The 23,479-nt window shown below is 59.8% G+C and carries 16 protein-coding genes; 4 read left to right on the top strand and 12 right to left on the bottom strand.

All coding sequences use genetic code 11. The features are described from left to right. Positions 1-180: 180 nt before the first annotated feature. From H9X86_RS08795 to H9X86_RS08805, 3 genes are all read right to left on the bottom strand, one after another. Complete coding sequence (locus H9X86_RS08795) at positions 181-1,440, bottom strand: acetyl-CoA C-acetyltransferase (RefSeq protein ID WP_204901166.1); 1,260 nt, start codon at positions 1,438-1,440, stop codon at positions 181-183. A gap of 181 nt (positions 1,441-1,621) precedes the next feature. Beyond that, complete coding sequence (locus H9X86_RS08800; protein ID WP_204901167.1) at positions 1,622-4,240, bottom strand: calcium-translocating P-type ATPase, PMCA-type; 2,619 nt, start codon at positions 4,238-4,240, stop codon at positions 1,622-1,624. Positions 4,241-4,658: 418 nt separating this feature from the next. Continuing rightward, positions 4,659-5,849 carry a peptidylprolyl isomerase gene (locus H9X86_RS08805; RefSeq protein ID WP_204901168.1) on the bottom strand — a complete coding sequence of 397 codons (1,191 nt, stop codon included), beginning with the start codon at positions 5,847-5,849 and terminating at the stop codon, positions 4,659-4,661. A gap of 1,089 nt (positions 5,850-6,938) precedes the next feature. Between H9X86_RS08805 and H9X86_RS08810 the strand changes: the two genes are divergently transcribed. The 4 genes from H9X86_RS08810 to hydF are packed head-to-tail and all read left to right on the top strand — an operon-like array spanning position 6,939 to position 10,795. After that, the gene (locus tag H9X86_RS08810; RefSeq protein WP_204901169.1) at positions 6,939-7,193 is read left to right on the top strand and encodes a TM1266 family iron-only hydrogenase system putative regulator; all 255 of its coding nucleotides are present in this window, start codon (positions 6,939-6,941) and stop codon (positions 7,191-7,193) included. Then, complete coding sequence (gene hydE / locus H9X86_RS08815; RefSeq protein ID WP_204901170.1) at positions 7,193-8,152, top strand: [FeFe] hydrogenase H-cluster radical SAM maturase HydE; 960 nt, start codon at positions 7,193-7,195, stop codon at positions 8,150-8,152. Before H9X86_RS08810 ends, hydE begins: the two co-directional genes overlap by 1 nt. A 26-nt stretch (positions 8,153-8,178) precedes the next feature. Beyond that, positions 8,179-9,600 (top strand): [FeFe] hydrogenase H-cluster radical SAM maturase HydG, encoded by a 1,422-nt coding sequence (hydG, locus tag H9X86_RS08820; RefSeq protein ID WP_204901171.1) that lies wholly within the window; start codon positions 8,179-8,181, stop codon positions 9,598-9,600. 16 nt (positions 9,601-9,616) lie between these two features. Continuing rightward, a complete protein-coding gene (hydF, locus tag H9X86_RS08825) occupies positions 9,617-10,795 on the top strand; it encodes a [FeFe] hydrogenase H-cluster maturation GTPase HydF (protein WP_204901172.1) in 1,179 nt (392 codons plus the stop codon). Positions 10,796-11,430: 635 nt separating this feature from the next. On the opposite strand, the gene H9X86_RS08830 is transcribed toward hydF, so the two are convergent. The 9 genes from H9X86_RS08830 to H9X86_RS08870 all read right to left on the bottom strand — a co-directional run bounded on the left by H9X86_RS08830 (position 11,431) and on the right by H9X86_RS08870 (position 23,164). Then, entirely contained in the window at positions 11,431-11,814 is a 384-nt protein-coding gene (locus H9X86_RS08830; protein WP_204901173.1) for a hypothetical protein, read from the bottom strand. Between the two features lie 72 nt (positions 11,815-11,886). Then, positions 11,887-12,987, bottom strand: a complete 1,101-nt coding sequence (locus tag H9X86_RS08835) for an amidase domain-containing protein (RefSeq protein WP_204901174.1) — start codon at positions 12,985-12,987, stop codon at positions 11,887-11,889. Positions 12,988-13,142: 155 nt separating this feature from the next. After that, positions 13,143-16,559 carry a transcription-repair coupling factor gene (mfd, locus tag H9X86_RS08840; protein ID WP_204901175.1) on the bottom strand — a complete coding sequence of 1,139 codons (3,417 nt, stop codon included), beginning with the start codon at positions 16,557-16,559 and terminating at the stop codon, positions 13,143-13,145. A gap of 21 nt (positions 16,560-16,580) precedes the next feature. Next, positions 16,581-17,168: an aminoacyl-tRNA hydrolase gene (gene pth, locus H9X86_RS08845; protein WP_204901176.1), complete on the bottom strand. Its 588-nt coding sequence runs from the start codon at positions 17,166-17,168 to the stop codon at positions 16,581-16,583. Positions 17,169-17,981: 813 nt separating this feature from the next. Further along, positions 17,982-18,947: a ribose-phosphate pyrophosphokinase gene (locus tag H9X86_RS08850; RefSeq protein WP_204901177.1), complete on the bottom strand. Its 966-nt coding sequence runs from the start codon at positions 18,945-18,947 to the stop codon at positions 17,982-17,984. Between the two features lie 263 nt (positions 18,948-19,210). Further along, complete coding sequence (locus tag H9X86_RS08855; RefSeq protein ID WP_243416906.1) at positions 19,211-19,633, bottom strand: HD domain-containing protein; 423 nt, start codon at positions 19,631-19,633, stop codon at positions 19,211-19,213. A gap of 425 nt (positions 19,634-20,058) precedes the next feature. Further along, on the bottom strand, positions 20,059-22,209 hold the full coding sequence (locus H9X86_RS08860; protein ID WP_204901179.1) for a polyribonucleotide nucleotidyltransferase: 2,151 nt from the start codon (positions 22,207-22,209) through the stop codon (positions 20,059-20,061). A 170-nt stretch (positions 22,210-22,379) separates the two neighbouring features. Continuing rightward, entirely contained in the window at positions 22,380-22,646 is a 267-nt protein-coding gene (gene rpsO / locus H9X86_RS08865) for a 30S ribosomal protein S15 (protein ID WP_087232405.1), read from the bottom strand. Positions 22,647-22,840: 194 nt separating this feature from the next. Further along, the gene (locus tag H9X86_RS08870; protein ID WP_204901180.1) at positions 22,841-23,164 is read right to left on the bottom strand and encodes a hypothetical protein; all 324 of its coding nucleotides are present in this window, start codon (positions 23,162-23,164) and stop codon (positions 22,841-22,843) included. Between the last annotated feature and the right edge of the window lie 315 nt (positions 23,165-23,479).

Consider the following 23,479-nt stretch of genomic DNA (forward strand, 5'->3'; position numbering starts at 1 on the left):
ATCACGCTCGGGTTGGACGCATGGTGCGTCTACCCTCACGGACAGATACGCTTCGCACCCTTCGCGACGGTCGCCTTCCCTGCGACTCCAGGCAAACCCGCACAGCCGTCGGCTGCTGCTGGGCTTTACCTGTCGCTTCGGTCCAGGCTCCCTGCTCCCGGGTGCTCAGACGCACTTAAATTAGCACTTCTCGAAGATAGTGGCAACGCCCATGCCGCCGCCGATGCACAGAGTGGCCAGGCCACGCTTGGCGTCGTCCCGCTTGAGCATCTCGTGGAGCAGGGTGACGATGATACGAGCACCGGAAGCGCCCACGGGGTGGCCGATGGAGATGGCGCCGCCGTTGACGTTGACCTTGTCCATGTCAAAGCCCAGCTCACGGGCCACGGCGATGGACTGAGCAGCAAAGGCCTCGTTGGCCTCCACCAGGTCCACATCCTCGATCTTCAGGTCGGCCTTGGCCATGGCCTGACGGGAAGCGGGCACGGGGCCCACGCCCATGATCTTGGGATCCACGCCGCCCTGGCCCCAGCTCACCAGCTTGGCCATGGGCTTCAGGCCGTACTTCTCCACAGCCTCGCCGGAGGCCAGCAGGATGGCGGCAGCGCCGTCGTTGATGCCGGAGGCGTTGGCAGCGGTGACACGCTGGACGTGCTGCTTGGCATCGGCCTCGTGGACCTGAGTGACCTCAAAGGTGTGGACAATCTCGTCCTCCACGCCCTCGGGACCCACGGGGAAAGCGCCACGCAGCTTGCCCACGGACTCCATGGTCACGCCAGCCTTGGGGAACTCGTCCACCTTGAACTCCACCATTTCCTTCTTCTTCTTCACCATCACGGGGACGATCTCGTCCACGAACTTACCAGCGGCCTGAGCAGCCTCAGTCTTGTTCTGAGAGCTGACGGCGAAGGCGTCCATCTCCTCACGGGTGATGCCCCACACGTCGGCGATGTTCTCGGCGGTGGTGCCCATGTGGTAGTTGTTGTAGGCATCCCACAGGCCGTCACGGATCATGGTGTCCACAACCTTCTTGTCACCCATGCGGGCGCCCCAGCGCTCGTTGGGCAGGGCAAAGGGAGCGGCGGACATATTCTCGGTGCCGCCGGCCACGATCACGTCAGCGTCGCCAGCCAGGATGGCACGAGCGCCCTCGATGACGGACTTCATGCCGGAGCCGCACACCATACCAACGGTGTAAGCGGGGACGGAGTAGGGGATGCCGGCCTTCACGCTCACCTGACGGGCGGGGTTCTGGCCCTGGGCAGCGGTGAGGATGCAGCCGAACATGACCTCGTCCACCTGCTCGGGCTTCACGCCGCCACGGTTCAGCACTTCCTTGACCACGGTGGCGCCCAGGTCCACAGCGGGCACGTCCTTCAGGGAGCCGCCAAAGGAACCCACGGCGGTGCGGCAGCAATTTACCACGTATACTTCTTTCATGATGTGTAACCTCCAGTTTGATGTATAAGTTATCTTCTTGGATGTCGTAGTTAAGCAAATTATACTTCTACTTTGTGAAAAAATCAACAATATAATTTTCGTCATCTTCATAGAAAAAATGGGGGAGAGGCGGGGGTGAATTTCCCCGAAAATTTGTGAATTTGACGAAATAGTTTAATGACTAGGAAAAAAATCTCTTTTCCACCTCTGTCACCACAACAGGAGTTATAGACAAAATCACCACGACCAGCCACTGCTGCAAGGAAAGAAATGCCACATGAAACACACCCATCAGGGGCGGAATGAGGAGCACGGCCAGCTGAAGGGCCAGCCCTATGCAAAAGGCCTGGTTCATGGCCGGGTTGGACAGCACCCCCAGATGGAAAATGGAGTGGCGCTCACTGCGCACGTCAAAGGCGTGGAAGAGCTGGCAGAAGGTGAGGGTGGCAAAGGCCATGGTGTTGGCGGTGGCATCGGCGGTGGTGGGGTCGCTGAGCAGGTATTCCCCCACAAAGTAGGCCAGCAGGGTCAGCGCGCCCACCAGGGCACCTTGCCACAGCAGGCGGATGGTAAAGGCGGGGGTGAACAGAGGCTCGTGGGCCTTGCGAGGGGGCTTTTCCATCACGTCCGCCTCCACCGGCTCCAGCCCCAGGGCCAGGGCGGGCAGGGAGTCGGTGACCAGATTGAGCCAGAGAAGCTGTACCGGAACCAGGGGCGGCTGGTGGAAGTGGAAGAGGGTGGCCAGAAACAGGGTCAAAATCTCCCCGATGTTACAGGAGAGCAGGTAGTGGATGGATTTTTTGATGTTGGCATAGATGCCCCGCCCCTGTTCCACAGCGTGGACGATGGTGGCGAAGTTGTCGTCGGTGAGGATCATGTCGGCGGCCCCCTTGGCCACGTCGGTGCCGGTGATGCCCATGGCACAGCCGATGTCGGCGGCCTTCAAGGCGGGGGCGTCGTTGACTCCGTCCCCGGTCATGGCCACCACATACCCCTTCTTTTGCAGGGCTTGGACGATGCGCATCTTGTGCTCTGGGGACACCCGGGCGTAGACGGTGAATTTGTCCGCCTCCTGCTCCAGGAGCTGCTGGGGCATAAAGTCCAGATCCGCCCCGGTGAGGGCCAGATCCCCGTCCCGGAAGATGCCCAACTCCTTGGCAATGGCCACGGCGGTGAGCTTGTGGTCTCCGGTAATCATCACCGGGCGGATGCCGGCGGCAAAGCACTGCGCCACCGCCTCCTTTACCTCCACTCTGGGGGGGTCAATAAGGCCCAGGAGCCCCACAAAGGTCAGATCATGCTCCAAAATTTCCTCCATGTCCCTGGGGGACGGGATGGCATCCACGTCTTTGAAGGCACAGCCCAGCACCCGCAGGGCGTTTTGAGCCATGGCGGCGTTGGCACTCTCCACCTGGCGCAGGGTGGGCACATCCAAAGGTACCGCAGCCCCGGAGAGGATGTGGGTGCACCGGGAGAGGAGCACGTCAGGGGCGCCCTTCACCATCACCCGGTATCGGCCCCGCAGGGGGTGGACGGTGGTCATGAGCTTGCGCTGGGAGTCGAAGGGGAGTTCCGCCACTCTCGGCATCTCCTGCTCCAAAATCTCTTTGTCCAGTCCCTCGGTGAGGGCGGCATCCACCAGGGCGGTCTCCGTGGGGTCGCCCAGCAGGTGGGGCACCCCGTCAGCGTCGTGGTTGAGGGTGGCATCGTTGCACAGCGCCCCCACAATGAGGGCCTCCAGCCGGTGCTGCTCCCGGGCCGTCCAGACCTGCACCACCGTCATGCGGTTCATGGTGAGGGTGCCCGTCTTGTCAGAGCAGATGACCCCGGCACAGCCCAGGGTCTCCACCGCCGGGAGTTTTTTCACAATGGCGTGGTGGCGCACCATCCGCTGTACGCCCAGGGCCAGCACGATGGTGACAATGGCGGGCAGACCCTCGGGAATGGCGGCCACCGCCAGGGCCACGGCGGTGAGAAACATCTCCAGGATGGGCTTGTGGTATAAAAGGCCGATGCCGAACATGACGGCGCACACGCCCAGACAGGCAAAGGACAGGGTGCGGGAAATTTCACCCATCTTCCGCTGCAAGGGGGTGGAGGGGTCGTCCTGGTTCAGCAGCATTCCGGCGATGTGGCCCACCTGGGTGTCCATGCCGGTGGCGGTGACCACGCAGGTGGCTCGGCCGGCGGTGATGACGGTGGAGGAGATGACCATGTTGGACTGGTCGCCCACCTCGGTGTCCTGGGCCAGCACCGCCCCCGCCTCCTTGGACACCGGCACCGACTCGCCGGTGATGGCGGACTCGTCCGCTTTCAGGTTCACGCTATGTAAGATACGGGCGTCGGCGGGCACCAGATCCCCCGCCTCCAGCAAAATGATGTCCCCGGGCACCAGCCGGGCCGTGTCCAGGCGCAGCGTTTGCCCGTCCCGAATCACTTTGGCCAGGGGGGCGGACATCTGTTCCAGGGCTTCCAGGGCCTTATGGGCACTGTTCTCCTGGCTGATGGAGATCACCGCATTGACCACCACAATGAGCAGGATGATGGCCGCCTCCACCCAGTCTTCCCCGCCGGTGGAGATGAGGGAGAGGATGGCGGCAGCCAGCAGCACCAGGATCATGGGATCCTTGAGCTGGAGGAGAAAACGGACCGCCAGCGGGGTGGGCTTGGGCTTTTCCAGCTGGTTGGGGCCGTACTGGCCCAGCCGCTGGGCGGCTTGGGTGGAGGATAGCCCTCGGTGGGGGTTTGTGTCCAGGTCGGTGAGGGTCTGAGTCGAGGTTTTGGTGTACCACTGCGTCATGGAAATGCACTCCTTCTTTGGTTGTGGTCCAGCGGGAGAAAGGGGACAAAAAAAGACCGATCTGCCCGGAATTAGAGCGGATCGGTCTTTCTTTTTCTATTCTCTGTGCCCGCTGCACGCATTTTGTGGGTGCATTGTATCAGGGGGCGGGGGAGAGTGCAAGGGAAATATGGCAAATGAATCATGAATAATGAATAGTGAATAACTGTGGTGTGCCGCAAGCGGCACGGATTTTATAAGGGAACACAGTCCCCGGCAGACCGCCGTAGGGGCCGGGCTTGCCCGGCCCGAAAACCCAGGGCAATGCCAGGGGAGCTGCGGGAGGGGCAAGCCCCTCCCCTACGCATAGCAAACCAAGAAATGCGGCAATGTTTTGGGCCTGCATTCTTCATTTTTCATTCTTCGTTCTTCATTGTCTTCAGCCCACGGCCTCGTCCTCCACAGAGGTGGAGGCCTCAGGGTCGGCAGAGGGGTCAACGGAGGGGGAGGGGGTGGCAGCGGCGGCGGTATACTCCGCGCTGAGAGCTACCTGGTAGGCATCGAACTTGGCATAGAAGTCCGCCACATCCAGGTTGTCCAGAGCCTCAGTGGTCTGGATGTCGGCGTCGGCGATCCACTTGTCCACCTGCAGGCCCATCTGGTAGTCCCGCCACTCGTCGGTGTAGTCGGACAGCTTCTCCACCTGGTCCCGGATGATGATGTGGTAGCCGTACTCAGACTCCACAATGCCGGAGATGCCGCCGATGTCCAGAGCCAGGGCGGCCTCCTCATAGGGAGACACCATCTGCCCCAGGGTGGCAGTGTAGCCGTCGGGGCTGCTCTCCAGACCCTCGTCCTCGCTGTACTCGTTCATCAGGTCGGTAAACAGGGCGGAGGGGTCATCGCTGGCATTGAGCTGGCTGAGCAGATCCTCTGCCAGGGCCTTCTTCTCGGCGATGGTCTCATCGTCCAGGGCGGGGTAGGCGTAGGAGCCGTCCTCCTGGACGGTGGGGGTGGCGGTGGTGTCCACGGTCTTGAGCAGAATGTGACGGGTCTGGTAGACGTAGTCGTTGAGCTGCTCGTCGGTGGGCTTGGCAATGGTGGCCTCCAGCACGTTCTTATAGAAGTAGTTGATGGAGTAGACAAACTTCATGGTCTCGTCGCTGAGGCCGTTGATCTCTTTGCGTTTGTCATAGTCCTCCTGGCCCCCGGACATCAGGGTCTCCTGCAGCTCGGTCTGCTGCTCGTCGGTGAGGGGACAGCCCAGCTCCTCACACTTCATCTCCAGCAGCTTGTAGTAGGCGGTGACAGTCTTGCTGTCGTCTTTCAGCTGATCGGCGTAGTCGCTGACGTTGGCCTGGTAGTTCTGGGTCAGGTAGGTGCAGTTCACTGCCAGGAAGTACAGGTACAAGTCGGCGGGAACGGGCTCACCGTCGACGGTGAGCATGGTCTCGTCGGCCTTGAGTCCGGCGGAGAAGTCCAGGATGTTCCGGGACAGATCGGCCACGATCTCCTCCGAGGCGGCGGGAGAGGCAGAGGGGTCTGCATCAGGGGTAGAGCAGGCCGCCAGAGACCCGGTCATACCCACGGCCAAAAGCAAAGACGTGATGCGCTTTTTCATAGTCATCATGTTGTAACTCCTTTTGTTGGTGCTGGCCTGCCCAGTGGACAGGCTGATGCCCATTGTATCACCAAATGGGGGAAAAGGCAAACCCTTTATCCGGCCACTCCAGATACAGCCATGCCTGGAGTCGGCTTGGCAATGGTGTCAAAATATAAACTATATGTAATATACATAATGGAATATACAATATGTTGTCGAAAAATGGAAGGGGTATGCCTCTGCAAGGGGCTATTTCAGGCCTGCCAGCCTGGCAGGGACGCTCCGCTGGGGTGTATTTTTGTCCGGGCAAAAATACACGAAAAACCCGCCCAGGGCTTTCCCCCCTAGGTACCCCCCTTGGGGGACGGGACTGGATGTGCGTTAAGTCTATGGTCGGCCCTGGTCTGGTACCTGTCCAGGTAAACAGTTACTCCTTGCAGCGTGCACAGCCGGATCAGTCGTGCGCGGCTTCCCCACCAGGGCCTATGCCTGTTGCTATGCAGCCGTTCCCGGCGGCGGGAACGCCGCTTCTCCAGGGCAGGCCCGGAGGTGGAAATCACCAGGCCATAGGGCCAGCTGCCCAGGGTGGCCTGGTGTGGTGGCACAAACAGGAGCCACAGCAAGGGTCACGGGCCGAACACCAGCTTGACGCAGTTCCAGCCTGGTACCCCAAGGGGGGTCCTTAGGGGGGAACGCCCTAAGTGGTCTTTGGTTTCTTTCTGGCAGCAGAAAGAAACCCCCAGCGGGGAGCGTCCCCACCAGGCTGCCAAGCCTGAATTGCCCTTTTCATGGAATGGGACAAAACATCTCGTAATATTGGAATAGAAAAATACAGAATGTTTCGAAAATTGGGAGGGAAAACCCCCTTGCAACCCCCCGCCGCTGTGGTATACTGGGAAGGAACACAGCCTGCGGCGCCGGGGCAAATACCCGCCGCCAACGGAAGAATCCATCCTGTGCTGACCCGAAGGAATTTCCCCACGGGAAAGATGGCAGATGACCCCGAAATACTCTCCCACCGGTTTGGCGGGGGAGCGGGTTTTGTTGCCTTTTTCTGCCTGCACGGATGGTCCGTGCAGGCAGTTTTTTATTTCTTTGACAAAGGAGTGCAAGCCTATGGAGACACGTCTGGCCGTCATCGGCATCATTGTGGAAGATCTGTCTGTCACCGACCACATCAACAACATTCTCCACGACTACGGCAGCTACATTGTGGGGCGCATGGGGGTGCCCTACCGCCAGCGGGGGGTGAGCGTCATCAGTGTCATCATCGACGCCCCCAATGGAGTCATCAGTGCCCTCACCGGCAAGGTGGGGATGCTCCAGGGGGTATCCGCCAAGGCGGTGTACGCCCCTGCCCAGCCCCAGTGATGGCGGGGCTGTCCAAGGGGCAGCTGGTGGAGCTGCTGGGGCTGGAGGATTTTGACCCCATCTGCGCCCAGGCTGATGCCGTGCGCAGGGAGACTGTGGGGGACACGGTACACATCCGGGCCCTGCTGGAGATCTCCAACCACTGCCGCCGCCTGTGCACCTACTGCGGCCTGCGGGCCCCCCGCACCAGCCTGCCCCGCTACCGCATGACGCCCCAGGAGATTGTCTCCGCCGCCTGTGAGGCCGCCGCCGTGGGGTACCGTACCCTGGTGCTCCAGTCCGGGGAGGACCCTTGGTTTACACCCCGGATGCTGGGGCAAATCATCTCAGAGATCAAGGCCAGAACGGGGATGGCGGTGACCCTGGGCTGTGGGGAGATGAAGGGGGAGGACTACGCCTACCTGAAAGAGGCGGGGACAGACCGATACCTCATCAAGCACGAGACCGCCGACCCGGACTTGTACCGCCGCCTGCACCCGGACAGTACCCTGGAGCAGCGGGTGGGATGCCTGCGCACCCTCAAGGCGCTGGGGTACGAGACAGGCAGCGGCTTTATGGTGGGCCTGCCGGGGCAGACCCTGGAGACTCTGGCAGAGGACTTGCTGCTGCTGGCCTCCATCCCCTGCGACATGGCGGGCATCGGCCCCTTTTTGCCCCACCCGGACACCCCACTGCGGGAGGGCACGGCGGGCAGCCCGGAACTGACCCGACGCTGTGTGGCCCTGGCCCGGCTGCTGCTGCCCACGGCCAACCTGCCCGCCACCACCGCCCTCACCCTGCGGGGGGACAACGGACAGGTGTTTTCCGGCGGGGCCAACGTGGTGATGCGGAAGATCACCCCCAACTGCTACAAAAAACAGTATGAAATCTACCCTGCCAACCTGCCTGACACAGACATCCCCGCCCAGCGTCAGCAGCTGGAGGAGCAGATCAGAAGCCTGGGGCGTGTGCCCCTGTGATATCAAGGAGAAAGAAGGAACTTGCTATGCAGTACCAGTACAATCCCAAATCTCACATTGCCCAGGAGTTTATCCACCACGGTGAGATCCTTGACACCCTGGCCTACGCCAAGGAACATGGAAATGACCGGGCTCTGGTGGAGCAGCTGCTGGAGAAAGCGGAGAACTGCAAGGGGCTGACCCACCGGGAGGCGGCGGTGCTCCTCCATTGCGATCAGCCCGACCTGGTGGAGCGGATGTATGATTTGGCCCGACGCATCAAGGAGAAGTTCTACGGCAACCGCATTGTGATGTTTGCCCCCCTGTACCTGTCCAACTACTGCATCAATGGCTGCAAATACTGCCCCTACCACGGGCAAAACAAGCACATCCCCCGGAAAAAGCTCACCCAGGAGGAGATTGTCCGGGAGGTGGTGGCCCTCCAGGACATGGGCCACAAGCGTTTGGCTCTGGAGACGGGAGAGGACCCGGTCCACAACACCATGGAGTACCTGCTGGAGAGCATCCACACCATCTACTCCATCCACCACAAAAACGGGGCCATCCGCCGGGTGAATGTGAACATTGCCGCCACCACGGTGGAGAACTACCGCAAGTTGAAGGAGGCGGGCATTGGCACCTACATCCTCTTCCAGGAGACCTACAACCAGGCCCAGTATGAGGACCTGCACCCCACCGGGCCCAAGAGCGACTACGCCTACCACACCGAGGCCATGGACCGGGCCATGGAGGGGGGCATTGACGACGTGGGCTGCGGGGTGCTCTTCGGCCTGAACCTGTATGACTACGACTTTGTGGGCCTTCTGATGCACGCCGAGCACCTGGAGGCGGTGTATGGAGTGGGGCCCCACACCATCAGCGTGCCCCGGCTGCGCCGGGCCGATGACATCGACCCCGACCAGTTCGACAACGGCATCAGCGACGATCTCTTTGCCAAGATCGTGGCGGTGCTGCGCATTGCCGTGCCCTACACGGGCCTCATCATCTCCACCCGGGAGAGCAAGGAGTGCCGGGAGAAGGTGCTGGAACTGGGGGTGTCCCAGATCAGCGGCGGCAGCCGCACCAGCGTGGGCGGCTACGCCGAAGAGGAGGAGGAGGACTCCTCCCAGTTTGAGGTCAGCGACACCCGCACCCTGGACCAGGTGGTGAGCTGGCTGCTGGACATGGGCCACATCCCCAGCTTCTGTACCGCCTGTTACCGGGAGGGCCGCACCGGTGACCGGTTCATGTCCCTGTGTAAGAGCGGACAAATCGTCAACTGCTGCCACCCCAACGCCCTGATGACCCTCAAAGAGTACCTGGAGGACTACGCCAGCCCCGAGACAAAGGCCAAGGGCCTGGCTCTCATTGAAAAGGAAGTAGAGAAAATCACCAACCCCAAGGTCAAGGACACGGTGCTGCGCCACCTCCACGACATGGAGGGCGGCATGCGGGACTTCCGGTTCTGACCAGGAGGACAAGACCATGAGCGAATTACACGAGACTCCCGCCGCCCAGCGGCTGCACATCGCCCTGTACGGGCGGCGCAACGGGGGCAAGTCCAGCCTCATCAACGCCCTCACCGGGCAGCAGGTGGCCCTGGTGTCCCCGGTGGCGGGCACCACCGCCGACCCGGTGAAAAAGGCCATGGAGCTGCACCCCATTGGCCCGGTGCTCTTCATTGACACCGCCGGGTACGACGATGAGGGGGAACTGGGCAAGTTGCGGGTGGCTGCCACCCAGGACACCCTGGCCCGGGCGGACGTGGCCCTGCTGGTGATTTCGGGCACGCCCACCCAGGAGGATTTGCAGTGGGCCAACCAGCTGAGAGAGAAGGACATCCCCTTCCTGGTGGTGCAGACCAAGGGGGATGTGGAGCCCCCGGCCCAGCTGCCAAAGGAGCTCAGCCAGCGGGCGGTGGCGGTGAGTGCCGCCACCGGGGCAGGCATTGACACCCTGCGCACTGCTCTGGCCGCCCTGGTGCCCGAGGACTTTGGGCGGCAGGACTTGACCCGGGGCCTGTGCAGCGCCGGCGACGTGGTGCTGCTGGTGATGCCCCAGGACATCCAGGCCCCCAAGGGGCGGCTTATCCTCCCCCAGGTGCGCACCATCCGGCATTTGCTGGACACCAAGTGCACCGTGGTCAGCTGTACCGCCGACGGGCTGGAGGGGGCGCTGGCGGCGCTGAAGGCCCCGCCTCAGCTCATCATCACCGACTCCCAGTGTTTCCCTCTGGTGGCGGCAAATAAGCCCCAGGAGAGCCTGTTGACCTCCTTTTCCATCCTCATGGCGGCGGAGAAGGGGGACATTGACGCCTTTGCCCAGGGGGCCCAGGCCATTGGGACATTGACCCAGCACAGCCGGGTGCTCATTGCGGAAGGCTGCACCCATGCCCCTCTGGAGGAGGACATTGGGCGGGTGAAAATCCCCAACCTGCTGCGGAAACGGGTGGGGCAGAGGCTTCAGGTGGACGTGGTGGCGGGCAGCGACTTTCCCCGTGACCTCACCGGGTATGACCTGGTCATCCACTGCGGGGGATGTATGTTCAACCGGGCCTATGTGCTTGCCCGCCTGTCCCAGGCGCAAAAGCAGGGGGTGCCCATGACCAACTACGGGGTGGCCATTGCGTTCCTCACCGGGATTTTGGAGCGGGTCAGCTGGTAATCTTTTAATGAATAATGAAAAATGAAGAATGAAGAATGAAGAATTATGGTGTGCCGCTTACAGCAGCACGGATTTCAAGGGGACGGGGGCCTGGTGATGCCCAGCCGTAGGGGCGGATATCATCCGCCCTGGCGGTTCCATTGCCCTGGGTTTGGGCGGATGATATCCGCCCCTACGAGGTGCAACACAAGCAGTCTGGCAGCGATCGGGACGCCTGGCTCCCGGCGGTGGCAACACCGCACCACCCGAGTAGGCCCGGACGGGGAAACCGCCCAGCCATAGGGCCAGCTGCCCGGGGTAGCCTGGTGTGGTGGCAGTACCAGGAGCCACAGCAAGAGTGACGGGCCGAAAAGCAACTTGACGCAATTCCAGCCAAGTACCCCAGGGAGGTTCTTAGGGGGGAACGCCCTAAGCGATTCTTTCCCCAATTTCTCATCGCTGAGAAATTGGGCCCAGCGGAGCGTCCCCACCGGGGGTGCAGGTTTGCACCTGAGAAATTGGAGAAGAGCAAACCCTCTCAGTCAGCCCCATTGGGCTGCCAGCTCCCCCAGAGGGGGAGCCAAGGGGTGCACATTAAGAAAATACAGCAAAAAATGACGGCAGATGCAGCCAAAACCTGCATCTGCCGTTGTAATTTATTCTGTTTGAGGGGAAAACGTACGTCTGAGCAGGACCACATACACCACCACATTGAGCACCACGGCGCCCACCCCCAGATAGGGGCCCGGAGATTCCAGGGCGATGGGTCCAAAAATGGAAATCTGCTGCGCCATCATTCCCAGGAGGACGCACAGGCAGGCCAGACCCAGGATAAAACACCCGGGTTTCCACAACTGGTACAGCCACACGCTGAGAAAATACAGCCCCAGCACCACAAGGGACGCCACCAGATGCCGGGACAGGACCACGCTGCCGGTCACCACTTTGACGCCGCTGTAGTTGACCCAGGGCAGGCACAGGGCCGCACAGTTAAGCCCCATCAACAGGGAAAGGGTACATTTTTTGGCGTTAGTAGACATATCACAAGCTCCTTTTGTTGAATCGGGTAGTATGTGCTCCCCTGATTCCGTGGCAAGCACACCCAAGCATGTTTAATGGCGAATACGAGCATACCTACCGCCGTCTGGGCCAATGTTTTCCCATCCATTAGTTGTTGAACTGGTCCAGGCATGATAGTCTGATGTGTGTTGAGCCACTTTGTAGTCATAAAAACCACAAGAAGGACTGTAATAATCATTGGAGGCTGTGACAAAACCCATGTGATCCCAATCACCATCGCTATCAATGTCAGCACCAATAATATTGCCTTTGTCGATGTTTTTGGCAAAAGAGATGTGAGATTTATTTGTAGACTTTACTCCCATATAGCGGGCGAAAACATCGGCCAATGTCCAGGATTGGGAGTGAGTATGCTTGTAGCCCAACATGCCAGTAGTTCGTTTATGCCACCATCCCGAATAGACACTATCATATACAACCTGGCTAACACCGGAATTTTCCAATATCTGAGAAACGAAATTTGTGCAATCTCCGTTGCTAAAATAATAATATGTTGGAAAATTAACAGATGTGGCATGCTTTGTAGCATACTCAACGGCCTTATCTACAAAAAAGGAAGCTCTTGGTTGCGTTAAAGTAGTTAACGACATAAACTCTTGAGCAAGAGGTTCTGTGTATGGCAACAAGAGCCCCAGTGCTTGGACAGAACTACTTCTAGAGGTAGTAAGGCTGTTATAAACTGCCATGATTTCTTGGTTTTTTTGATAGTTTTCGTATATGTCAAAAAACGCTCTCAATGTTCTAAAATCTTTATTGGACTCAGTGTAGTCTTCAGGTTTGTTGTTTGAATTGAACAGCATATACATTGCATCCCTATATTCTTGCCAGCAAGAATCAGACAAAGGATCTAAATTATATTCGGAGGCCAACGTATCTAAGAGATCGGGAACTTTTAATTTGATGTCCTCAAGGGCTTTTGCTTGGTTCTCAAACACCCTATAGAGCGAATTTTCAACATTATTGACAGAGATACTTCCCCCATCAACCACTTTGCCCACGTTTTGTAAAGTGCTATATGTATAGACGTTTTTTTCAGGCGATTCTTGAGCACGAACGGTGGGGACTAATCCCAAAACCATAGAGAAAGATAAGCCCATTGTTAATGCAGATTTTAACCAATTACTAGTGTTCATTTTACACCTCCATAGTCATAAGCGACAAGCGGAAAAGCCTGACTGTGTTCAACACTAAACCATGAGTACCACATCCCTTTACAGACATTCTATAAAACTTGACAAAACAAAGATTATACCTATATTTGGAATTATTACATAAAATAGGATTAGTGTCAAGAAGATATTATCGGAAGGGGAAATCTGTATTGCTTCGGCAACAGAGCGGCGTACTTCTCCACCAGCTGCTGGGACACCCGCAACGGGTCCTCCCCCTTTTGCAGCTTCAAGGTGAGAAGCCCCTTGTCCTTGCCCGGGGTGAACACCAGCCGCCGGGGGTAGCTCTCCCCCAGGGTGGCGATGGCCTGGAGGTCAAATTCCTCCAGAGTAAACTGGATGGAAGCCCCCTTCTGGGAGATATCCACCATGCCGCACCTGGCTGCCTGAGCACGGAGCAGGGCGATGGAGATGAGGTTGTTCACCCCACGGGGTGGGTCACCGAAGCGGTCAATGAGCTCGTCGGTGACGTCGTCCCCGTCCTCCTCCGTGCGGATGCGGGCAATGCGCCGATACAAGTCCATGCGCTGCTGGGCGGAGGGCACATACCGCTCCGGGATGGAGGCGGGCACCGACAGATCGGCGGTGCAGTCCCGCACCTGGACCGGAACTTCGCCTTTTTCCGCCAAAACCGCCTCCTCCAACAGCTTCAGGTACAGATCATACCCCACACTCATGAGAAAGCCCGACTGCTCGGGGCCTAAGAGGTTGCCTGCCCCTCGGATCTCCAAGTCCCGCATGGCAATGCGGAACCCCGAGCCGAACTCGGCGTACTCCCGGATGGCGGACAGCCGCTTGGTGGCCACTTCACTGAGCACCTTTCCGGTGCGGTAGGTCATATAGGCGTAGGCCTTGCGGGTGGAGCGGCCCACCCGGCCCCGGATCTGGTGGAGCTGGGCCAGGCCCAATTTATCCGCATCCTCGATGATGAGGGTGTTGGCGTTGGCAATGTCAATGCCGGTTTCGATGATGGTGGTGCACACCAGCACGTCGATCTCCCCGTCCCCCATGCGGGCCATCACGTCGGACAGCTCCTCCTGGCTCATCTTCCCGTGGCCCACCGCCACCGTCACGTCCTCGCCCAGCATCTCCTGGATCTTCACCGCCGTGGCGTGGATGGTGTCCACCCGGTTGTGGAGGTAGTAGACTTGACCGCCACGCTCCAGCTCCCTGCGCATGGCATCTCCCAGCACAGACCAGTTGTGCTCCAACACGTAGGTCTGCACCGGCTGACGGTTGGAGGGGGGCTCCTCAATGGCGGACATATCCCGGATGCCAGACAGGGCCATGTTCAGCGTCCGGGGAATGGGGGTGGCGGAGAGGGTGAGCACATCCACCTGTCGGGCCAGCTCCTTGAGCCGCTCCTTATGGGTCACCCCGAACCGCTGCTCCTCGTCCACCACCAGCAGCCCTAAATTCTTGAAGTGCACGTCCTTTTGCAGCAGTCGGTGGGTGCCGATGAGAATGTCCACCGAGCCGTTTTCCACCCCAGCCAGGGCGTTTTTCATCTGGGCGGGGGTGCGGAACCGGGACACCACCTCAATTTCCACCGGGTACTTGGCAAACCGGGCCTTGGCGGTGAGGTAGTGCTGCCGGGCCAGCACGGTGGTGGGCACCAGAATGGCGGCCTGCTTGCCGTCCAGCACACACTTCATGATGGCCCGCAGGGCCACCTCGGTTTTTCCGTAGCCCACGTCCCCGCACAAAAGGCGATCCATGGGCCGGGGCGCCTCCATGTCCTTCTTGATTTCCGCAATGGAGCGCAGCTGATCCTCCGTCTCCTCATAGGGAAAGTCGTCCTCAAATTCCCGCTGCCACGCCGAATCCGGGGCAAAGGCGTACCCCGGCTGCCGCTGCCGCTGGGCATAGAGCTGGATGAGACCTTTGGCCAAATCCTTCACCGCCGCACGGGTGCGGGTTTTGGCCCGTTCCCACTCGGTGCCCCCCAGCTTGGACAGCTTCTTGTGCTGGGGGTCGTCCCCGCCGCCAATGTACTTGGAGATGGCATCCAGCTGGGTGGCGGGGAGGTACAGGGTGTCGGTTCCGGCATAGGCCAGCTTGATATAGTCCTTGTCGATGCCGTCCACCTTCATGCGGGTCAGGCCCGCAAAGCGGCCGATGCCGTGGTGCTCGTGTACCACCAGATCCCCGGGGGTCAGGTCGGTGAAGGAGTCCACCCGGCGGCGGTCGGCGGCGTATTTTAACCGTTTGCCCTTCTTTTTGCCCTGGCTCTGGCCCTGGGTGAGCACCGCAAAGGGGCAGCCGATGTAGTCAAAGCCTGCGGACAGGCCACCCACGGCAATGGTGATGGCCCCGGGAGCGGGCAGCTCATGGAGCTGGAAGTCCACCGCTGAGCGGATTTTCCGCTCCCGCAGCATGGCCTGGAGGTTCAACGCCTGCTGCTCACTGCCCACCAGCACGATGGCACCGGTGTTGGCGCTTTGCAGCTGGGTCAAATCGGCGGCAGCAGAGTCCAGATTGGCGCCGAAGGAGGACAGCTGACGGCCCTGGGCGTTGAACATGGCCATGGGGGCCAGAGGCAGGGAGGAGGTGGTGAAGGAGTCCAAAAAGCACAGGGGGAACTGCTGAAGCTCCTCCATGAGGTGGGGAAAGGTGAGGGCGAAGGTGGCGTGTCTGCCCAGGGAAACCCCGCTCTCCACCAGGGTTTTCACATCCTCATCCAGCTGCCACAGCCAGGTTTTCGCCCGTTCTGCCACACGGCTGGACTCGGACAGGCACACCACGGCATCGGGGGGCAGGTGGTGGACGGCGGTGTGGGACACCGGGTAGCGCTGGGGCAGCTGGTGGTCGGGCACCTGCTGCCAGCTGCCGTCTTCCAGCCGCTGAGGCAGCACCTCCCGCACCGGGAGAAACACAGCCTTGTCCAAATGTCCCACCCGGCGCTGGGTGGTAATGTCAAACAGGCCCATGGAGTCCACGTCGGTGTCCCAGAACTCCACCCGCACCGGGTGGTCCTGAGCGGGGGAATACACGTCCAGAATGCCGCCCCGTAGGGCGAATTGGCCCACACCCTCCACCTGGTCGCATCGGGTGTAGCCCAGGGCGGACAGGGCATCAGCCAGCTGGGTGGGGTCGTAGGAGCCGCCTTGGCAGATGGTTACCACATGTTCCTCCAGCTCCTGGGGGGAGAGGGTACGCTGCAAAAGCCCCTCCACCGTGGCAGCAATCACCTTGCACTGGCCCTGGGCCATGGCGTAAAAGGCGGCCAGGCGGCGGTGCTCTTCCTGGTGGGAGGCCACCGCCCCGTGGTAGAAGTTAAATTCCCGGCTGCCCAGCACCGTGACCGGCCAGCCGGTGAAGGCGGTGATGTCCCGGCCCAGGGCCTGGGCCTCATCCTCATCGGCGCACACCATCACCACCGGCCGGTCCAGGGCGGTACCCAGACCGGCGGCAAAGTGGGCCCGGTGTACCCGGGACAGCCCTGACACCGCTGCCGGGGACTGGCCCTTCTCCAGGGCCTGCACCAGGGCGGGAAACTGGGGCACTTGTTGGAGAATGTGGAGTAATTCCTTCATAACGGCTCCTTTTCCACGGAGTTAGTTGAACTGATTCATGGCCTTTTGGGGCCCGTCCTTGAGATAGCATTCCACCGCCTGGGCCGCCCGTAGGGTGGCCTCCTCCATAGCGGTCTTGTCGGGACCCACAAACTTACCCAGCACCCAGTCGGCCATGTCGTAGTCTGGGTGGGGCTTGGCCCCCACGCCGATCTTTAACCGGGGGAATTGATCGGTGCCCAGGCGCTGGATGATGTGCTTGAGACCGTTGTGGCCCCCGGCGGAGCCGCTCAACCGGATGCGCAGCTTGCCCACGGGAAGGGACACGTCGTCACACAGTACCAGGATATGCTCCGGAGGTACCTTGTAGAAGGCGGCGGCCTCTGCCACAGCGTCCCCGGACAGGTTCATGTAGGTGGTGGGTTTCATCACCAGCACCCCCTGGCCGGAGATGGTGGCCTGCTGGGTCAGGGCGTGGAATTTCAGCCGCTGCACCGGGAAGTCCCCCCGGTCGGCCAGCTGGTCAATGGCCATAAATCCGGCGTTGTGCCGGGTGTTTTCGTATTTGTCGCCCGGGTTGCCCAGGCCCACCACCAGCCAGGTCACCGGCAGCTTTTTACCAAAAAACATGGGGAAAACTCCTTTTTGCTTTATTTTTGGAGGACTATGCTTCTCCAATTTCCCTGGCGGAAACCAGCGCCCTTGGCAGGGACGCTCCGCTGGGCCCGATTTCTCCACGATGAGAAATCGGGGAAAGAATCGCTTAGGGCGTTCCCCCCTAAGTACCCCCCTGGGGTACCAGGCTGGGAATGCGTCAAGCTGGTGTTCGGCCCGTCACCCTTGCTGTGGCCCCTGTCACTGCCACCACACCAGGCTGCCCTGGGTAGCTGGCCCTATGGCCGGGCGATTTTCACATCCGGGCCTACCTTGGTGCAGCGGCGTTCCCGCCGCCGGGAGCCAGGCCATCGGCCGCTGGGAACAGCGGCACACCAGGGTAAGGCCCCGGGGGTAGAAGTACACGCTGACAGAGGAGCAGGCACTACCCATAGAATTGCCATGCCATCTATGTGACCCCACCGGGCCAAGGGCCGAAGATCACCTTGACGCAAGGACAGCCTCGTACCGGCAGGGTGGATTCCACAAGGAGGGGGAAGGCCCCTCCTTTGGCGATTCTTTGGTGGCTTTCTCATCGCTGAGAAAGCCACCCTGCGGAGCAAATTACCAGGCTGGCAAGGCTGTGCTGGTAACCTGGAGAGGGACAAGCCCTTAGTCGCCTGTGGTGCCAGCTCCCCTGACTCAGGGGCACCTTTGGAGAGCGGAGCGTCCTCACCCGGCTGGCAAGCCTGAACAAGGGAAGGATAGAGGGTCAGGCCCTCTTCCCCAGAAGAGAAGAAAAAAGGGCTGTTGCAGGCACCACCTGCAACAGCCCTCCAAAGAGAGTGCTTACTGGAACAGCTTGGACACAGACCGCTCCTCGTAGATGCGGGCAATGGCCTCGGCAAACATATGAGCCACGGACAGATACTTGATCTTGGGGCAAGCCTGGGCGATGTCGTCCCGGGGCTGGATGGTGTCCAGGAACAGAACCTCGTCCAGCACGGAGGCGTTGATGCGCTCCAGAGCGGGGCCGGAGAGCACGCCGTGGGAGGCGGCAGCGGTGACGGACTTGGCGCCGCCGATGTCCACCAGAGCCTGAGCGGCGTGGCACAGAGATCCGCCGGTGTCCACCATGTCGTCCAGCAGGATGACGTGCTTGTCCTTCACCTCGCCGATGATATTCATCACCTCAGAGGAGTTGGCCTTCTGGCGGCGCTTATCCACAATGGCCATGGGCATGTCCAGCTTCTGAGCGAAGGCACGGGCACGGGCCACGGAACCCACGTCGGGGGAGACCACCATGGTCTCGTCGTGGACGGCGGCAAAGCGGCGGAGGAAGTGATCCACAAACACAGGAGAGCCCAGCAGATTGTCCACAGGGATATCGAAGAAGCCCTGGATCTGGTTGGCGTGGAGATCCATGGTCAGCACACGGTCAGCACCGGCCCGGGTGATGAGGTTAGCCACCAGCTTGGCGGAGATGGGATCACGGGGCTTGGTCTTGCGGTCCTGACGGGCGTAGCCAAAGTAGGGGATCACGGCGGTGATGCGCCCGGCGGAGGCCCGCTTCAGAGCGTCGATCATAATCAGCAGCTCCATCAGGTTGTCATTGACGGGGGAGCTGGTGGACTGAACCACGAACACGTCGGAGCCACGCACGGTCTCGTGAATGGAGACGAAGTTCTCGCCGTCGGAGAATGCGCCCACCTCAGCGCTGCCCAGGGGGATGCTCAGATCCTTGCAGATGGCCTCAGCCAGCGCACGGTTGGAGCTGCCGGAGAAGATTTTCAGATCTTTACCGTGAGAAATCATTGTTGTACTTCCTCTCTGTGTGTGATGATGTTGTAAGGGTGTATCCAGTGCCGGTGCGGGAGCTGGCCCCGCCCACCACATAAGCTGACAAAATATATCTAGAATATTATATCAGAATCCCCCGGTTTTTGAAGAGGGAAATTGCAATTTGCACAAAATCCTTCCTTATACACAAAAAAAGGACACAAATTTTCCACCGGCCTGTGAAATGGGCAACAGACCGGGGAAAATTTAACACACTTAAAATACAGATACTGGAAAAATCAGCAGCAACCCATCCGGGCCATAAGCCGACGGCGCAGGGGAATGACCCTGTAAAGCTGGGCCACTTCGATGGTGGCGCACAGTTTATCTGCCAAATTCACCGCAATGGCCACCCGAGAGCGGGGCAGATGCACCGCCAGGGGCCACATATGGGAGACAATGGCGTTGGCCTCCCGTGCACTGAGGTCAGGGCACAGGGCCTGGGCGTTGCGCAGGGCAAATACCGGGTGATCCAGGCACTGGTTGCCGGGATGGGCATTGCGGTCTGCGGGGTCGTACAGGTACAAGTCGTGGAGCAGTCCCGCCCGGGCGGCTTCCCGGCAGTCCCAGCCAAACCACTGGGCAATGCGGTAGGCCATGTAGGCCACAAAGAGGGAGTGCTCATAACAAGTCACGGAAAAGTGGTGCCTCCATTGCCGCATGGCGTTGACCTCCTTGGAGGAAAGCAGAGGAGACAGGCACCGAAAGAACTCCTCTGCGTGGGGTGATATCCACATAGGAAAAAACCTCCCATCTACAATAACACAAGGTTGTTCTTCTTCCACTTCCAGTATAACAAACTCAGCTGTCGTTGTCAGCAGATTTCGAGGAGAAAAATTTTTCCTCTGCGCCCAGCGCAGAGGAATGAATAATGATAAATGAATCATGAATCATTGTGGTGTGCCGCAAGCGGCACGGATTCCAATTTGAGGCAGAGACCGAAAAATAGGCGTAAGGCTCCATCCCAGAGGGAGGATCTGGAGTTGGCAGACGCTAAAGGGCCTGCATTCTTCATTTTTCATTCTTCGTTAATCATTCAAAAAATCCAAGGCGCTGTGGAAACCGTTCCACAGCGCCTTGGATTTTTTTATTTAATGGGCTCGCCAGCGGCCTTCTTGGCCTCGATTTCCCGGAGAGCGTCCTTGTAGGACAGGTTCACACGGCCCTTCTCGTCAATGTCAGTGACCTTGACCCAGATCATGTCGCCGATGTTCACCACGTCCTCCACCTTCTCCACACGGCGGTTGGCCAGCTTGGAGATGTGCACCATGCCGTCCTTGCCGGGGGCCAGCTCCACAAAGGCGCCGAACTGGAGGATGCGCACCACCTTACCGTAGTACAGAGCACCCACCTCGGGGACAAACACGATGGTCTCGATGGTCTTCTTGGCGGCCTCGCAGGAGGCCTTGTCCACACCGGCAATGAAGATGGTGCCGTCATCCTCGATGTCGATCTTGGCGCCGGTGTCGGCGCAAATCTTCTGGATGACCTTGCCGCCGGAACCGATGACCTCACGGATCTTGTCGGCGTCGATCTTCATCTTGATCATCTTGGGGGCGTTCTCGCTGACCTCGGCACGGGGCTCGGAGATGCAGGGCAGCATGATCTCGTCCAGAATGGCATAGCGGGCATCACGGGTGATCTCCAGGGCCTCCTTGATGATGGCGTGGGACAGACCGTCGTTCTTCAGGTCCATCTGAATGGCGGTGATGCCCTTCTTGGTACCGGCCACCTTGAAGTCCATCTCGCCGTGGAAGTCCTCCACGCCCTGGATGTCGATGAAGGTGGTGAAGGAGCCGTCGTCGTCCTGGATCAGGCCGCAGGAGATGCCGGCCACAGGGGCCTTGATGGGCACACCAGCGTCCATGAGGGCCAGAGTGGAGCCGCAGATGGAGCCCTGAGAGGTGGAACCGTTGGAGGACAACACCTCAGACACCACACGAATGGCGTAGGGGAACTCCTCCACGCTAGGGATCACAGGCTCCAGAGCGCGCTCGGCCAGGGCACCGTGGCCCTTCTCACGGCGGTTGGTGGAACGGGCACCACGGGCCTCACCCACGGAGTAGCCGGGGAAGTTGTAGTGGTGCATATAACGCTTCTCGTCCTCTTCCCAGATGGTGTCCAGCTTCTGGGAGGCGGCCAGGGTGTTCAGGGTACACACAGACAGCACCTGAGTCTGACCACGGGTAAACAGGCCGGAGCCGTGAACACGGGGCAGTACGCCCACCTCGGCGGCCAGAGGACGGATCTCGTTCTTGGCACGGCCGTCCACACGGTGGCCCTCCAGCAGCCAGGCCTTGACGATCTTCTTCTGGAACTTGTAGGTGAACTCCTCCAGGTACTGGTCCATATCGGGATAGGTCTCCAAATACTTCTCGTGCCAGTGGTCGATCATGGCGTTCCAGCGCTGCTCCCGCACGTTCTTGTCGTCGGTGTCCATGGCGGCCTTGGCCTCGTCCATGAAGTTGGCCACGATGTCGTCAAACAGCTCCTGGTTGAAGGAGGCGTGCTGATACTCGAACTTGGGCTTGCCGATCTCGGCCACGATGCCGTTGATGAACGCCACCTGCTTGCGAATCTCCTCGTGGGCCTTCACAATGCCCTCGTACATGATCTCGTCGGGGATCTCCTTGGCGCCGGCCTCGATCATGACCACCTTGTCCATGGTGGCGGCCACAGTCACATCCATCTGGGACTCGTGCTTCTGCTCCCGGGTGGGGTTCATGATGATCTGGCCGTCCACATAGCCCACTTCCATGCAGCCGATGGGGCCGTTCCAGGGAATATCGGAGTAGGACAGGCAGGCGGAGACACCGATCATGGCGGTGACCTCGGGGGAGCAGTCGTAATCCACGCTCATGACGGTGCAGGTCACCACCACGTCGTTGCGCAGGTCAGTGGGAAACAGGGGACGGATGGGGCGGTCAATGAGACGGCTGGCCAGCACGGCGGGCAGGGAGGGCTGGCCCTCACGGCGCATGAAGGAGCCGGGGATGCGGCCCACGGCGTACAGCTTCTCCTCGAAGTCCACGGACAGGGGGAAGAAGTCGATGCCGTCCCGGGGACGGGCGGAGGCGGTGACAGCCACCAGAACGCTGGTCTCACCGTAGGTCACCATGGCGGCGGCGTTGGCCAGTTCGGCCATCTTGCCCACCTCGATCTTCAGAGGGCGGCCGGCAACCACGGTCTCATATACCTTGTGATGGGTAAATTCCTTGTGCTTGATGATGGTAGACATGGGTTGATACACTCCTTTTCTTTGGTTTTGGCCGGAGCGATCACACTTTAGCACTTGAACACAGGCCCCTCCTGTTGGTGAGACCCATGTTCAACTGCTAAAAGCATCTACTCCGACGGATGGAAGGAACAAAGGGCGGTGTGGAATCACACCGCCCTATCTTCACAACATTACTTGCGGATGCCCAGCTTGGCAATGATAGCGCGGTAACGCTCGATGTCCTTCTTAGCCAGGTAATCCAGCATCTTGCGACGCTTACCAACCATCTTCAGCAGGCCACGACGGCTGTGGTTGTCGTGGATGTGCACCTTCAGGTGCTCGGTGAGCTCCTGGATGCGGGCGGTGAGGATGGCGATCTGAACCTCGGGAGAACCGGTGTCGGTCTCGTGGGTACGGTTGGCCTCGATGACGGCAGTCTTCTGGTCCTTACGAATCATGGGTAATTTCCACCTTTCAAAAATTCTGCCCGGACGCTGAGTATCGGGCGGGTGAATCCCCCGCAAACACACGGGCTGTGTCCCGAAACTAAGCTGACGGGTGTGCATCAAAATGCTAAGATAGCATATCATAAGAATGCCCCGATTGTAAAGGGATTTTTCCTTTTATTTTTGGATTTTGCCAAGTTTGGTGATTATGCCACCAAAATGCGGCACACCAGCAGCAGCATGGTGGCCATCACAGCCAGGGTGGCGGCCCACTCCCCATACACCAGCAGCCGGGAAGGGCGGGATGTGGTGGGGCAGGCAGGGCGGGGGGAAGGCTGAGCCTCAGATACCGGCTGGAGGTGCTCCTCCTTCCAGGCGGTGAAGTCAATGACCCGGCCCTGGGCCCGGGCGGGGGCGGGAGCTTGCCGGGGCAGACACATCAGCTCCCGTACCAAGGGCTGCTCATAGGCCGGAGCTGTGCTGCTCACAGTCACTCTCCTGGCGGGAACGGTGTAATATGTGGTCTCCATAGACAATCCTCCTTTTGTATTTGAGAGCAGTATCTCACAAATACAGTCCCATAAACGACACTTCTGCAAAATTCGTCGAACCAATGTTCTAAATGTATGATAATACATATGTTCGATTTTGTCAAGGGGGATGCTGCGCTGAGAAAGACACTCCCGGAGGGAGCCACAAAAAAACCGTGCCGTGAGGGGGTCTCACAACACGGTTGCAGACTGTCAAAAAACGCAAAAGTCATGCAAGAAGTCTTGACTATCTTGCATGGGAAAAGCCCTCGGCAGAGTTTTCCCGCCCCCAGGCGGGAAAATAAATTGAAATCC

This window comes from Pseudoflavonifractor capillosus (genome assembly GCF_016902575.1).
Taxonomy (GTDB): Bacteria; Bacillota; Clostridia; order Oscillospirales; family Oscillospiraceae; genus Enterenecus; species Enterenecus capillosus_A.

Excerpts from the sequence above, each read along its gene's own strand:
- H9X86_RS08795 (WP_204901166.1), bottom strand. The coding sequence starts at position 1,440 with ATGAAAGAAGTATACGTGGTAAATTGCTGCCGCACCGCCGTGGGTTCC.
- H9X86_RS08800 (WP_204901167.1), bottom strand. The coding sequence starts at position 4,240 with ATGACGCAGTGGTACACCAAAACCTCGACTCAGACCCTCACCGACCTG.
- H9X86_RS08805 (WP_204901168.1), bottom strand. The coding sequence starts at position 5,849 with ATGATGACTATGAAAAAGCGCATCACGTCTTTGCTTTTGGCCGTGGGT.
- H9X86_RS08810 (WP_204901169.1), top strand. The coding sequence starts at position 6,939 with ATGGAGACACGTCTGGCCGTCATCGGCATCATTGTGGAAGATCTGTCT.
- hydE (WP_204901170.1), top strand. The coding sequence starts at position 7,193 with ATGGCGGGGCTGTCCAAGGGGCAGCTGGTGGAGCTGCTGGGGCTGGAG.
- hydG (WP_204901171.1), top strand. The coding sequence starts at position 8,179 with ATGCAGTACCAGTACAATCCCAAATCTCACATTGCCCAGGAGTTTATC.
- hydF (WP_204901172.1), top strand. The coding sequence starts at position 9,617 with ATGAGCGAATTACACGAGACTCCCGCCGCCCAGCGGCTGCACATCGCC.
- H9X86_RS08830 (WP_204901173.1), bottom strand. The coding sequence starts at position 11,814 with ATGTCTACTAACGCCAAAAAATGTACCCTTTCCCTGTTGATGGGGCTT.
- H9X86_RS08835 (WP_204901174.1), bottom strand. The coding sequence starts at position 12,987 with ATGAACACTAGTAATTGGTTAAAATCTGCATTAACAATGGGCTTATCT.
- mfd (WP_204901175.1), bottom strand. The coding sequence starts at position 16,559 with ATGAAGGAATTACTCCACATTCTCCAACAAGTGCCCCAGTTTCCCGCC.
- pth (WP_204901176.1), bottom strand. The coding sequence starts at position 17,168 with ATGTTTTTTGGTAAAAAGCTGCCGGTGACCTGGCTGGTGGTGGGCCTG.
- H9X86_RS08850 (WP_204901177.1), bottom strand. The coding sequence starts at position 18,947 with ATGATTTCTCACGGTAAAGATCTGAAAATCTTCTCCGGCAGCTCCAAC.
- H9X86_RS08855 (WP_243416906.1), bottom strand. The coding sequence starts at position 19,633 with ATGCGGCAATGGAGGCACCACTTTTCCGTGACTTGTTATGAGCACTCC.
- H9X86_RS08860 (WP_204901179.1), bottom strand. The coding sequence starts at position 22,209 with ATGTCTACCATCATCAAGCACAAGGAATTTACCCATCACAAGGTATAT.
- rpsO (WP_087232405.1), bottom strand. The coding sequence starts at position 22,646 with ATGATTCGTAAGGACCAGAAGACTGCCGTCATCGAGGCCAACCGTACC.
- H9X86_RS08870 (WP_204901180.1), bottom strand. The coding sequence starts at position 23,164 with ATGGAGACCACATATTACACCGTTCCCGCCAGGAGAGTGACTGTGAGC.